Here is a 12,558-nt window from a genome sequence, read left to right as displayed (position 1 = left end):
GTATCACATTTCAATGTGATTGCAAGTTTGCCTGCCCACAATCAACCGGATTGAAGACAGGGCGTTTCACATTCAATAGTAGTGGTGGACCCTGTTGGGATCGAACCAACGACATTCTGATTAAGAGTCAGACGCTCTACCAACTGAGCTAAGGGTCCATTCCGATAAAGAGATCGGATGTCCGAGAATTCAGAGCATCTAAGCTCGTTTCAAAAGTCGGACGGCGCTGCATATAGACATGCTGTCGCCAAATGAAAGGGATTAAGCCGCGTCGCGGGCAATCGCGCGATCTAAAGCCGCGCGCATTTCATCGTTCAGTGTCACCACTGATTCCAACGCATCATGCATATTGCTCTCAATGTTCGCGAACCCAGACCGTTCGAGACCAGAGACAGCGCGCAACGCCTTTGTCTGCGGCATTTCAGTTAGGGTGTGAAGCTGGCGGAGATTGGTGGAGACTCCAGCGCGTTCGCGTTGATAGATGGCGCGCACGACCGCAGCCGGCTCGACCAGCGAGTCTTCGACGTTTTGCGCGTTGCCATACGCCATATCGGCGATCCTTTGGCACAGCGAATTTGATCTCGCGCGAGAGCGAAACATTGAAGTCTCCACATTTTGAACTCTTGCCTGGCGACAGTTCCATAAGGGGGGAATGCTGCCGCCAGGTCTTTCACGTTCAACTAAGTCCAACGGTTGACCATTGGCTGCGACCCGAACGCGGGTGCTCTTTCGAACAACCTCAGTGCATATGGCCGACGTTGACGTTTACGGAAAGTCGCCTAATCGGGTGACGTGATGTAAACTCGCGTAACGATGCAGGGATATTTCGGTAAAATCGAAGCACTCATCGATGTGGGGGAAGTGCTCTGGTACGCAGTGGGTGTCTGCGAAGAGCTCGGCGTTGTGCGCCAAAGCTATCATTTTACACCATTATTTGACTCGCCGACATCGGAACGCACGGTTGTCCATGCGCATGGCTTTGACCGGGAATGGTTGGAATTCTACAGCGAATCGGATTTCCGAAAGAGTGACCCAATTCCGGCGCGGGTAATGGCATTTGGGGCGATGCTGACATGGGAAGAAGCGAAAAAGATCGCGCCCAACACGCCGGAAAACGAAGTTTTTTTCGATGCCATGCGTAAGTACGGTCTGATCCATGGCTTTGGCGTGCCGCTTTTCGGTCCGCGCAGCCGCAACGCTTACGCGTCTTTTGATTTCGGCTATCCGATCGACCGTGTTCCTGAAAAGACACTGGGGATTATACGCAGTGTTTCGCAAGCGGCGCATCAACGTGTGTGTGTCTTGCTCGAATCCACCCGCGAAAAAGTTGAACTGTCTCAGCGTGAGCAAGAAGTGCTCGAATGGCTTGTTCGAGGAAAGTCGCTCTCTGTCATTGGAGATATCCTCGACCTGTCGCCAGACACGGTAAAAACATACGCCAAACGGATTTACGCCAAACTGGGTTCAGTCGACCGCGTGGGTGCAGTTGTAAAAGCACTTAAGCTCGGATTGGTGACAGCTTAGATCGCACCGGACAGTCCGCCACGAGGGTTGCTGCGATTCCAGCTATTCACCATCATCAACGCGCCGATGCAGATCATATTCGTGAGCATAGAGGATCCGCCATGGCTCATAAATGGCAGAGGGATGCCAACGACTGGCGCGAAGCCCATCACCATCAGCAGATTGACCGCAATGTAAAAGAATATCGTCGCGACCATACCGGCGGCAAGAAGGCTCGAGAAGCGGTCTTGTGCCGCTCGTGCGACATTCCAACCCCAACGCAGGATGATGCTAAAGACTGCGAGAACAAAGAGCCCGCCGATTAGGCCCCATTCCTCTGCCATTGTAGCGAACACAAAATCGGTGTGCGGTTCGGGTAAGTATTGCAGGTGGCTTTGCGAACCGTTGTTGAACCCTTTGCCAAAAATTCCGCCTGATCCGATCGCAATCTTGGATTGGATGATGTGGTAGCTTGCGCCCAACGGATCGGCTTCAGGATCGAACATCGTCATCACTCGGCGTTGCTGATAATCCTGCAAACCGAAAAAGAAGATGAGCGGCGCTGCGGCGGCTGCGGCTGCCCCGCCAGATACGAACCATTTCAAAGGCAATCCTGCCAGCAGCATCACCACTCCGCCGCCAAATGCGATGGCCAGGGACGTGCCAAGATCAGGTTGGAGCAGAACGAGCGAAACAGGCAGGCCAATCATGGCCCCGGGAATGAGCAGAGCGCGCCAGCTGGCAATCAACCCAACCGGGAGCGACGAATAGAAAAATGCGAGCGTGATGACGATCACAGGCTTCATCAATTCGGACGGTTGCAGCACCATAAAGCCCAGATCGAGCCAGCGCTGGCTGCCGCCGTTCACTTGCCCGATGACCTCCACAGCCATCAGCAGGATCAACACGACCACGTAGGCCGGGTAGGTCATGAATTTGACAAATTCACGCGGAAGAGACGCAATGACGGATGCCATCACCAGAAAAACAAAGAACCGGATCAAATGCGACGATGCATAGGGCTGCATTGATCCGCCTGCGGCGGAATACAAAACCGCCGCGCCAAAGGCGACCAGCAGAAACAGCGGGATCAGCATCCCCCATGGTTGCCGCGCAATGGATGCTGGGACGATGCCGTTCATTCACCTGCACCGCTATCCGATGGTGGAGGTGCCGATGCAACCGGATTGGGGCGAGGTGCAATAAAGTCTTCGCCGATTTCCTGCGTCCGCTCGGCTTCAAGTCGTGCCTCTGCTTCAACGCGATCAAAAATATCTTCGTCGCGTTTCGGCGGAGGGGTCACGCTCGCGCCGCGCTCGCTTGCATAAGCGGCATAGTTCTTTTCAAGCCGTTCTTGCGCGGTTCCGCCCCACTGCCGTTCGAGCGCTTGCAGTTTTTCGAGCCCTTTGGCTGGATCGAACATAAACGTCATCACATCACGGGCGATAGGGTAGGCGGCACCAGAACCGCCGCCATGTTCGATCACAACTGCTCCCGCATAACGGGGATTTTCGAGCGGAGCGAAGAACGTGAAGAGGCCGTGATCACGGTATTTCCATGGACCGCTTCGACCGTCAGAAACGCTTAGTGATACAACCTGAGCCGTACCGGTTTTGCCCGCCATCTTGATATCGGGGAAGGGCAGGCGTCCGCGTCCCGCTGTACCAGGCCCGTTCACCACATCGCTCATAGCTTGGCGGATGTAGGAAATTTCATCGTCGCGGAAATTGTAGCTGGCTGGATCATTGGTCGAGCCATCTAAGACAAGACGCGGATTGAGCCGTTTGCCGGTTGCGAGCCGCGCGCTCATCACAGCCAGTTGCAGCGGGCTGGTTAGATAATAGCCCTGACCAATCGAGGCGTTGACCGTGTCGAATGACGCCCATGCGCGGTCGAACTTCTTCTGCTTCCACTCGGGCGTTGGAACGGTGCCATAGAATTGAGATTGGACAGGCAGCGGGTACTGTTTTCCCAGCCCAAGATCGCTTGCCATCGCGGCAACTTTGTCGAAACCGATCTGCTGGGCGAAGTGATAGAAATAGCTGTCACAGCTTTGGTAGATCGCCTTACCCATGTCGACGACGCCGTGATTGCTCCAGCAATTGAAGAAGCGATTGCCAATGCGCCGCCCGCCCCCGCACACAATCGATTCTGTCGGTTTGATGCCTGCCTTCAAAAACGCCATGCAGTGCATTGGTTTTACCGTTGAACCTGGCGGATAGAGCCCTTGCAGAACCTTGTTACGCAGTGGAACGCGGCGGTCTTCGCGCAGCATCGAATATTCGAGGCTGCCGATGCCGGCGGAAAAACTGTTTGGGTCAAAGCTGGGCATGGAGGCCATGCAAAGCAGATCACCGGTGAGGCAATCCATGACGACGACTGAACCGCTTTCGAGGCCAATCCTACGCGCGGCGTAATCCTGCAGAGGTCCGTCGATTGTGAGTTTAACAGGGTCGCCCTGAATATCGTCGCGCGTTTCCAGATCGCGAACGATGCGGCCGGCTGCCGTCACTTCAACTCGCCGCGCACCGGGAGTACCGCGCAGTTCCTGTTCGAACTGTTTTTCAAGCCCGTCTTTGCCGATCTTATATCCCGGCGTGATCAGGATCGGGTTGCGGTCTTCTTCGTACTCTTCCGCAGAAGCGGGACCGACATAGCCGATCAGGTGCCCTACGGTTGATGCAGTCGGGTAGAACCGCGAGAAGCCGCGTTGCGGGACGACGCCTTGCAAATCGGGAAGCCGCACGCTGAGCGCGGCAAATTGTTCATAATCAAGACCGCTCGCGACTTCGATTGGAGCGAAGCCGCGCGCTGTGCTGATCTCTTGTTTCAGATCGGCAATCCGGCCAGCTTCCAATTGCAGCAGCGAACCGATTTGATCAATTGTCGCATCAGGATCGGTCAGCCGCTCAGGTATAACATCAACACGGAAATCGGCTCTGTTTGAAGCAAGCGGCGCACCGTTGCGGTCAAGTATCCATCCCCGGCGCGGCGGGATCAGGGTCAGATTGACGCGGTTGCTTTCGGATTCCAGCCGGTACTTCTCGTTCTCGGCAATCGCGAGATAGCCCATGCGCGCCGCGAGCAACACGCCGATGCCGCCTTGGATTGATCCGATAACTACACTGCGCCGGTCAAATGCATGCTTGAGGTTCGACGCATTGAGCAATGGGCCGCGGCGCTTTTGACGCTTTGGTTTGGACAGGCCCGCCATCAACCGACCCTTCTTGCGCGTGCAAGCCGGAACAGGTCGAGCCGTGCGATCAGGCGAGCGAGCAACGGATAAAGCAAGATCGCCATCACAATCTGCGGCACAGCCGCCGAAATCATGGGAAGTGTCAAAGTTGCGCCGGAAACCACCATTGCGAGAAAGATATACAGCACCAGCGCTAGACCTGCGGTGAACCAGTCCTGCCAAAACCCTCGCCACGGGAAACGGCTTTCGATGATCTCAAGCACAATCATCGCGATCGACCACAACAGGATCGCACTGCCGAAAGGTTGCCCGCTGAACAAATCGTCAAAAGCGCCCAGCGGCACACCGACCCACAGCGGCAGAAAGCCGGGGCGCATGATCCGCCATCCAATCAACATCATGAATCCGAGCGGCGGAAGCACTGGCATCACATCTGCCATCAGCAGCACGGGGAGCAGCGAGGCAAAAGTGATCGAGATGTACGGAATTGTTTGAGCGCGCCACGGAGATTGAACGCGGTTGATCCCGCCACCAAACCGGTTTGCGCTATGTTGTGGTGGGGAACGAAGGCGATCTCTCAATTCTCGTCCTCCGACGGATTGATCGAGTCCTCTGGTCTGGTTTCCAATGCTTCCACAGCTTCGGGCACATAAGTCGGCTCAACCGAGACGAAATCGGTCGCCGATGGCGCAGCAACCAGACGCGCAATTCCGCCGTCAGGGGTCAGTTCAGTGAGGACCGCAACAGCCACACCCGGACGGTAATATCCGCCGGCTCCGCTTGTAACGAAAATGTCGCCAACCTCGAGCGGGTTCAGACCGAGATTGATCAAACGAATGCGCACCATCCCGTCGCCGCGCCCCTCGGCGAAAGCCACGGTGTCATCGCTTGAGCGACGGACGGGCAACACGCTTTCGCTGTCGGTCAGCAGAAGAATGCGCGATGAACTGCGCGCGACTTCCAGCACTCGTCCCACTACGCCGCGCGGACTGCGCACGGGCATCCCCACTTCGACGCCCTGAAGTCGGCCCTTTCCAATATAGGCAAAGCGGCGACTGCTGGTGGAGCTTGATCCGACAAGCCTGGTTACGGCGACTGGCTCGATTTCACTCTCCGCCAGAGCGACGAGAGATTTCAAGCGCTCGTTTTCCTGCGCAACAGCTTCCGCCTCGGCTAGCCTGATGCGTGCGAGTTCGACTTCTTCGCGCAACGCCGCGTTTTGGCTACCTGCGTAGAAGTATCCTTTGATGTTGTTCCACGTGCTTTTGCTGGAAGAGCGAACAGCGGCAGGGCCTTCGCCGACTGTTGTCACGGCATCTTGGGTCCCGCCGCGCAAAGGTGCAAGCGCAGCCGGCTGCCATAGGGACAGGGCGAGCAAGCCAAGCCCCAGCAATGCACCGAGCCCGGCAAGCAAATAGCCGGTGAAGACCGAATATTGGGCCTTCTTGGAAAAACCCGATGTTCGGCGCGATGACGGCGGCGCCATGCCCGCTATCCCCTTTAATCAAGCATCCGGTCCATGGCCGGATGGCAACAGTTATGCGGTCATCAATACGCCGCGATAAATCGGATCTTCCATCGCCCGTCCGGTGCCGATGGCAACGCAGGTGAGGGGGTCTTCAGCGATGGAAACCGGCAGTCCGGTCTCTTCGCGAAGATGCTCGTCCAAACGCCGGATCAACGCGCCGCCGCCGGTCAAAACGATGCCCTGATCCACAATGTCAGCGGCCAATTCTGGCGCAGTGTTTTCGAGCGCAATCCGAACGCCTTCGACAATTGCTCCAATTGGCTCCGACAGCGCTTCGGCGATATGCGCCTGGTTGATGGTGATTTCTTTCGGCACGCCGTTCACAAGATCGCGGCCTTTCAGCGTGATCGTTTCGCCGATCCCGTCTTCGGGGATCATGGCGATGCCATAATCTTTCTTGATCCGCTCTGCAGTCGCATCACCGATCAGCAAGTTGTGGTGACGACGGACGTAGGAGACGATTGCCTCGTCCATTTTGTCACCGCCGGTGCGAACCGATGTGGTGTAGGCAAGACCGCGCAGCGAGAGGACCGCGACTTCGGTCGTTCCGCCGCCAATATCGACAACCATCGAACCCACTGGTTCGGTCACAGGCATATCTGCACCGATAGCAGCCGCCATAGGTTCAAGGATCAGATGCACTTCCGAAGCACCCGCATTCGAAGCCGCATCGCGGATCGCACGCTTCTCAACCGATGTGGAGCCCGATGGTACACAAATTACGATTTCCGGGTAACGAAACAGGTTCCGTTTGCCGTGCACTTTCCGAATGAAATGCTTGATCATTTCTTCGGCAATTTCGATGTCCGCGATAACCCCATCGCGCAGTGGGCGGATGGCCTCGATGGAATCGGGAGTTTTACCCATCATCATCTTCGCATCGTCGCCAACTGCCTTGACGCGCTTGATGCCATTGATCGTTTCGATGGCAACAACGCTAGGCTCATTCAGAACGATACCCTGATCCTGAACATAGACCAGCGTGTTCGCCGTTCCGAGGTCAATCGCCATGTTCTGCGAACCGAATTTGAAGAAGTTAGAGAGGAAACTCATCTTGTCGCTTTTTCCGTTAAGTTTGGTCGGGGATTCCGCAGCCGCAACCCGGCAACCGTGACCCCAATATCACATTCCCTAATGCGCCTAGCGAATGCGCGGCAAAAACGCCAAAATAATTGTTGACGCGAAACGAAATTTTGCACGGTTGCCCTCGAATTTGCGGTGCATGACGTCTAGCTTGCGACAAATGCCGCATATTCGCCGCCTTCCAGAGACTTTAGTGAACCGTATTGCCGCCGGTGAAGTGGTCGAACGGCCCGCATCTGCGCTCAAAGAACTGGTTGAGAACGCGATTGATGCCGGATCGGCGCGAATCGCTGTGACTTTGACCGATGGCGGATTGACCCGTTTTGAAGTCACAGATGATGGCTGCGGCATGGACCGCGATGATATGCTGCTCGCGCTCGAACGCCACGCAACGTCAAAATTGCCTGATGATGCGATCGAGATGGTTGCGACACTGGGCTTTCGCGGTGAAGCGTTGCCATCCATTGCCAGCGTCGCTCGGCTGACAATCGAAAGCCGCGTGCGCGGATCTGATGATGGCTGGCGAATGGTCTTGGACCATGGCGAAGTTATTGAAGAAGGGCCCGCAGCGCTTCCGCCGGGCACTCGTGTTCGCGTCGAAGATTTGTTCGCCAAGATACCGGCGCGCCGGAAATTTCTTCGTACGCCGCGCAGCGAATACATTGCCTGCCTCGATATTGTGCGCAGGCTTGCCATGGCGCGGCCGGAGATTGCCTTCAGCCTCGAAAACGGCGCAGAGGGTAAGACGCGTAAAGCTCTAACGACGCAGGCGGATGAGCCGCTCGCAACCCGCGTATCCCAAATTGTCGCTCGTGAACTGAAAGACAATGCGGTGGAGATTGATCTGATGCGCAAAACTCCGCACGGTTCCATGCGGCTGACCGGGATTGCGGGCCTGCCGACATACAATCGCGGCGTGGCCGATCACCAATATCTGTTTGTGAACGGCCGCCCGGTCAAAGATCGTTTGCTCACCGGAGCGGTGCGCGGGGCCTATTCTGATATGCTTGCCCGTGATCGACATGCGGTACTCGCGCTGTTTCTTGATGTTCCGCCGCAAGATGTTGATGTAAATGTTCATCCTGCGAAAACAGAGGTGCGTTTCCGCGATGCGAGCGGCGTGCGGGGCTTTATCGTTTCGGGCCTGAGACAGGCACTTGCAACCGGAGACAGGCGAAGCGCACAAGGCCCGGACCGGAAAGCAATGGAACGCTGGCAGCAGGAGCCAGTGCGCGAAGAACCGCAAGCCGCACTTGGTTCCATTTTCTCCGGTCGTGATTGGACAGCATCGCGGTCACATGTGTCAGAGCCTCGTCCGGAATGGACACCGCAATCATCGGATGCGTTGCCCACAGGCCGCGCCGAAGAAGCCGCGCCAATTGCCGAAGAGGCTCAGGATTATCCGCTCGGCATTGCGCGTGGGCAGGTTGCAAACACCTACATCGTTGCCGAGAGCAAGGACGGCCTGATCCTCGTCGATCAACACGCCGCGCACGAACGGCTTGTGCTGGAGCGGTTACGAGCTGCGGGCACTGGCGATACGATTGCCCGTTCGCAGGCATTGCTGGTGCCAGATGTCGTCGAAATGGACGAGGCCGATTGTGACCGTCTCGAAGACGCGGCCGAAGGTCTTGCGCGTTTCGGTTTGAGTGTCGAACGTTTCGGCCCCGCCGCTATGCTGGTCCGCGCCGTTCCCGCGGCCATTGCAAAGGCGGAATCGGGCAAACTGCTGCAAGATCTGGCCGATGACATCGCCAAGCATGGCAAGAACGCAGAAAGCGGCGCACTGCTGCTTTCCGAAAAGCTCGAATATGTCCTCGCGACAATGGCTTGCCACGGATCGGTGCGGGCAGGGCGGGTTCTCTCGGTTGCCGAAATGAACGCGCTTCTTCGCGAAATGGAAGCCACGCCGAGGTCCGGCCAATGCAACCATGGGCGCCCGACTTGGGTGAAACTCGACATGGAAGACGTAGAAAAGCTTTTCGGTCGGCATTGAGCGGGTTAAGCATGCCGCCAATCTGTTTTTGGGGGCCAATTTCCATGAAATCTCTTCGTTTTGCGTTTGCTTGCAGCGCGCTTGCTATTGCTGCTGTGCCTGTCGCCGTATCTGCCGATGAGGCGGGGCCGAACGCTCAAATCATCGATGAAGGCCTGAACCGTTCGCAAATTCAGCAAATGGCGCACGAGCTGGTCGATGATATCGGCCCGCGCCTCACCAACTCCTCCAATATGCGCAAGGCAGAGGCATGGGCCGTTGCCAAGATGGAGGAGCTGGGACTCGAAAATGTCCGTAAGGAAGGGTTCGAGTTTGGCCGCGGTTGGGAAGTGGTTTCATCCCACGTCGAAATGATGGGTCCGCGCCCGCTTGAGCTCACCGCCATTCCGGTTGCATGGACACCGGGCACCGAAGGGCCGGTTGAGGGTGAGGTGATCGTCGCACCAATCTCTAGCCCCGCTCAATTCGAAGCGTATAGGGGCATGCTCGAGGGCAAGATTGTCCTGATTTCGCGTCCCGGCACTGGTGATGAACCATCGCAAGTTCCATTCCGCCGCCTCGATGATGAAGATATCTCTTCGCGCGACCTGATTGCTATTCCAGAGCACAATCCGGATGGCCCCGGCGGCTTTGCGCGCTTCGTGAATTCGATCAAGACCTTCCCAAAACAGCTCGACGAATTCCTCGCGAGCGAAGGCGCGATTGCCTGGGGTAAAATTTCTTATCGCGACGCAAAATTGCTGCATGGGACCGGCTACAATCACGAAGTCGGCAACACACAGACACTGCCGGGGCTTGAAATCGCCGCTGAAGACTATCGTCGTTTGGCGCGTCTAGCGATCGGCGGAGAGGCCCCGCGCATGCGGATCGATACTCGGGTGCGGTTTATCGATGATGACACCCAATCCTACAATATCATCGGCGAAATCCGCGGCACCGATCCAAAGGCTGGCTATGTGATGGCGGGCGCGCATATCGATAGCTGGCACGGGGCGGATGGTGCAGTCGATAACGCAGCGGGTGTGGTCACCGCACTCGAGGCCGCACGCATTATCAAGTCGCTGGGTAAACGGCCCAAACGCTCGATCCGTATCGCTCTTTGGGGCGCAGAAGAGCAGGGGCTCTACGGCTCTGCCGCCTATGTCCGTAGGCACATCGTTTCACGGGCTGGCGAAGAAGGCATGACCAACGCCGAAATTCTCGCCAACTGGACCACGCTTTATCCCATCACTCCGAAGCCCGGCTTTTACGACATGAAAGCCTATTTCAACATGGACAACGGATCGGGCAAGTTTCGCGGGATCCACGCCGAAGAGAATATTGGCGCTATCCCGATGCTCGAAAAATGGATGAAGCCATTCAACGGTCTCGGCGCGAAGCATGTCGTTGCAGGAGCAACGGGCGGCACCGATCACATTATGTTTCAGGCGGTCGGTCTGCCGGGATTTCAGTTCATTCAGGACCCGCTCGATTACGGATCACGCCTGCACCACACCAATGCCGACACATTCGATCATTTGCGACCCGACGATTTGCGTCAGGCTTCGGTTGTGATGGCCGGGATGCTTCTTGCAGCGGCCAATGACGAGAAAACATTGCCGCGCGAACCGCTTCCGCAAAGACCGACCAACACCAATCCGTTTGGTCAGTGAGTTTCGTGTGAGCGCGGTGACCCGAAACGCGGGGTGGCGTAGAGGACTGATCGCGTCATGCGCGCTTGGCTTAATGCCGATGAGCTCTGTGTCAGCACAAAGCGGTGATCTGGTGCGAGATGCTTCGCGCGCAATCATGGCGAGTGACGCCGCAGGTCTCAAAGCGATGCGGTTTCGGGCATATGGGCTGGATCGAAAGGCGATTACGGTTGATGATTTGCTGGCGATTACGTCTGCCTGCAAACGTGATGCTTATGCGCGCGAACGTGCATCGCCGAGAGAGCTTCATTTCGAATGCAGGGCGTTGCAGGGCAAGCGCGGGAAATGTGACGGGCCGATCCTGATCGTCTCAATCGACCGCGCAACATCGCCCGATGTCTTTGCGCAGCTCAGGTTCAAACGTTTGGAAACGTCCGAATGTGCGTTGCCCGCGCTTCCCGGATAGAAACCGCTAAACGTTGAACTTGAACAGCATCACATCGCCATCTTGGACAACGTATTCCTTGCCCTCTTGGCGCAGCTTTCCGGCATCGCGCGCGGCGCTTTCTCCGCCCAGAGACACGTAGTCATCGTAGGCGATGGTTTCGGCGCGGATAAAGCCTCGTTCAAAATCAGTATGGATTTCGCCCGCAGCCTGAGGAGCTTTTGCACCGTCAGGAAAAGTCCATGCGCGGGATTCTTTCGGGCCGGCCGTGAAGAAAGTCTTGAGGCCAAGTAGGGTGTATCCCGCGCGGATGACGCGGGCGAGGCCGCTTTCTTCGAGGCCAAGCTCGGTCAGGTATTCGGCGCGGTCTTCCATCGGCATTTCGACCAGTTCGGCTTCGATGGCCGCGGAGACAACAACCGCTTGTGCGCCTTCGGCTTCGGCCTTGGCGAACACTTTGGCCGACAGGTCATTGCCTTCAGATGCTTCCTCTTCGGCGACGTTGCAGACGTAGAGGACAGGTTTCGCTGTGAGCAGCTGCGCTTGTTCGAACAGGCGCTCTTCCTCGTCATCTTTCGGTTCGGTGAGGCGCGCTGGCCTGCCGTCTTTCAGCAATTCTAGCGCCTGGCCCAGAACGCTTGCAAGCGCTTTGGCTTCCTTGTCGCCAGCCTTGCCGCGCTTTTCCGCATTGGGAACGCGTTTCTCGAGGCTTTCGAGATCGGCGAGCATCAACTCGGTTTCGACCACTTCGGCATCGGCCAGCGGATCAACCTTGTTGGAAACGTGCTGAATATCGTCGTCTTCAAAACAGCGAAGCACGTGAACAATAGCGTCGACTTCGCGGATATTGCCGAGGAACTGGTTGCCCAGTCCTTCACCCGCGCTTGCGCCTTTCACGAGGCCCGCAATGTCCACAAAGCCGAGCTGGGTCGCGATCACCTTTGCACTGCTGGCGATGGCGGCGATCTTGTCGAGGCGCTCATCCGGCACAGCGACCTGACCGACATTCGGCTCAATCGTGCAGAATGGATAGTTCGCAGCCTGCGCGGCCTGCGTCTCTGTCAGTGCATTAAAAAGGGTAGACTTGCCCACATTGGGAAGGCCCACGATCCCGCATTTGAAACCCATGATCGCTCTCGGTCATCTTGAATTGGTTTGGATGAACGCGCGTGTAGA

General features: G+C 56.9%; 11 protein-coding genes and 1 tRNA gene. 4 read left to right on the top strand and 8 right to left on the bottom strand.

Features of this window, described 5'->3' with window-relative positions:
- Positions 1 to 82: 82 nt before the first annotated feature.
- Together MWU39_RS07180 and MWU39_RS07175 are read right to left on the bottom strand one after the other, a co-directional pair.
- Positions 83 to 158: transfer RNA gene (locus MWU39_RS07180), tRNA-Lys, on the bottom strand.
- Positions 159 to 261: 103 nt separating this feature from the next.
- Positions 262 to 549 (bottom strand): hypothetical protein, encoded by a 288-nt coding sequence (locus MWU39_RS07175; protein WP_247159327.1) that lies wholly within the window; start codon positions 547 to 549, stop codon positions 262 to 264.
- Between the two features lie 264 nt (positions 550 to 813).
- On the opposite strand from MWU39_RS07175, the gene MWU39_RS07170 reads away from it, so the two are divergent.
- Entirely contained in the window at positions 814 to 1,524 is a 711-nt protein-coding gene (locus MWU39_RS07170; RefSeq protein WP_247159326.1) for a LuxR family transcriptional regulator, read from the top strand.
- Here the strand turns inward: MWU39_RS07170 and rodA are convergent.
- The 5 genes from rodA to MWU39_RS07145 are packed head-to-tail and all read right to left on the bottom strand — an operon-like array spanning position 1,521 to position 7,280.
- Positions 1,521 to 2,645, bottom strand: coding sequence for a rod shape-determining protein RodA (rodA, locus tag MWU39_RS07165; RefSeq protein WP_247159325.1), 1,125 nt, complete (start codon positions 2,643 to 2,645; stop codon positions 1,521 to 1,523). The genes MWU39_RS07170 and rodA overlap by 4 nt on opposite strands.
- A complete protein-coding gene (gene mrdA, locus MWU39_RS07160) occupies positions 2,642 to 4,717 on the bottom strand; it encodes a penicillin-binding protein 2 (protein ID WP_247159324.1) in 2,076 nt (691 codons plus the stop codon). Before mrdA ends, rodA begins: the two co-directional genes overlap by 4 nt.
- Positions 4,717 to 5,280, bottom strand: coding sequence for a rod shape-determining protein MreD (locus MWU39_RS07155; protein WP_247159323.1), 564 nt, complete (start codon positions 5,278 to 5,280; stop codon positions 4,717 to 4,719). The genes mrdA and MWU39_RS07155 overlap by 1 nt, the downstream gene beginning before the upstream one ends.
- Complete coding sequence (gene mreC, locus MWU39_RS07150; RefSeq protein WP_247159322.1) at positions 5,277 to 6,185, bottom strand: rod shape-determining protein MreC; 909 nt, start codon at positions 6,183 to 6,185, stop codon at positions 5,277 to 5,279. Before mreC ends, MWU39_RS07155 begins: the two co-directional genes overlap by 4 nt.
- 51 nt (positions 6,186 to 6,236) lie before the next feature.
- Positions 6,237 to 7,280, bottom strand: coding sequence for a rod shape-determining protein (locus MWU39_RS07145; protein WP_247159321.1), 1,044 nt, complete (start codon positions 7,278 to 7,280; stop codon positions 6,237 to 6,239).
- Between the two features lie 190 nt (positions 7,281 to 7,470).
- Between MWU39_RS07145 and mutL the strand changes: the two genes are divergently transcribed.
- The 3 genes from mutL to MWU39_RS07130 all read left to right on the top strand — a co-directional run bounded on the left by mutL (position 7,471) and on the right by MWU39_RS07130 (position 11,403).
- Positions 7,471 to 9,306 carry a DNA mismatch repair endonuclease MutL gene (mutL, locus tag MWU39_RS07140; protein WP_247159320.1) on the top strand — a complete coding sequence of 612 codons (1,836 nt, stop codon included), beginning with the start codon at positions 7,471 to 7,473 and terminating at the stop codon, positions 9,304 to 9,306.
- Between the two features lie 44 nt (positions 9,307 to 9,350).
- Positions 9,351 to 10,958, top strand: coding sequence for a M20/M25/M40 family metallo-hydrolase (locus MWU39_RS07135; RefSeq protein ID WP_247159319.1), 1,608 nt, complete (start codon positions 9,351 to 9,353; stop codon positions 10,956 to 10,958).
- Positions 10,959 to 11,037: 79 nt separating this feature from the next.
- Entirely contained in the window at positions 11,038 to 11,403 is a 366-nt protein-coding gene (locus MWU39_RS07130) for a hypothetical protein (RefSeq protein ID WP_247159318.1), read from the top strand.
- A 6-nt stretch (positions 11,404 to 11,409) separates the two neighbouring features.
- On the opposite strand, the gene ychF is transcribed toward MWU39_RS07130, so the two are convergent.
- Positions 11,410 to 12,510 (bottom strand): redox-regulated ATPase YchF, encoded by a 1,101-nt coding sequence (gene ychF, locus MWU39_RS07125; protein ID WP_247159317.1) that lies wholly within the window; start codon positions 12,508 to 12,510, stop codon positions 11,410 to 11,412.
- Between the last annotated feature and the right edge of the window lie 48 nt (positions 12,511 to 12,558).

The sequence above is a fragment of the Erythrobacter sp. F6033 genome, assembly GCF_023016005.1.
Taxonomy (GTDB): Bacteria; Pseudomonadota; Alphaproteobacteria; order Sphingomonadales; family Sphingomonadaceae; genus Erythrobacter.
The sequence above is the reverse complement of the archived record's forward strand: the minus strand, read 5'-3'. Positions and strand labels throughout refer to the sequence as shown.

Coding starts and splice junctions, on each gene's coding strand:
- MWU39_RS07175 (WP_247159327.1), bottom strand. CDS start 549: ATGGCGTATGGCAACGCGCAAAACGTCGAAGACTCGCTGGTCGAGCCG.
- MWU39_RS07170 (WP_247159326.1), top strand. CDS start 814: ATGCAGGGATATTTCGGTAAAATCGAAGCACTCATCGATGTGGGGGAA.
- rodA (WP_247159325.1), bottom strand. CDS start 2,645: ATGAACGGCATCGTCCCAGCATCCATTGCGCGGCAACCATGGGGGATG.
- mrdA (WP_247159324.1), bottom strand. CDS start 4,717: ATGGCGGGCCTGTCCAAACCAAAGCGTCAAAAGCGCCGCGGCCCATTG.
- mreC (WP_247159322.1), bottom strand. CDS start 6,185: ATGGCGCCGCCGTCATCGCGCCGAACATCGGGTTTTTCCAAGAAGGCC.
- MWU39_RS07145 (WP_247159321.1), bottom strand. CDS start 7,280: ATGAGTTTCCTCTCTAACTTCTTCAAATTCGGTTCGCAGAACATGGCG.
- mutL (WP_247159320.1), top strand. CDS start 7,471: ATGCCGCATATTCGCCGCCTTCCAGAGACTTTAGTGAACCGTATTGCC.
- MWU39_RS07135 (WP_247159319.1), top strand. CDS start 9,351: ATGAAATCTCTTCGTTTTGCGTTTGCTTGCAGCGCGCTTGCTATTGCT.
- MWU39_RS07130 (WP_247159318.1), top strand. CDS start 11,038: ATGAGCTCTGTGTCAGCACAAAGCGGTGATCTGGTGCGAGATGCTTCG.
- ychF (WP_247159317.1), bottom strand. CDS start 12,510: ATGGGTTTCAAATGCGGGATCGTGGGCCTTCCCAATGTGGGCAAGTCT.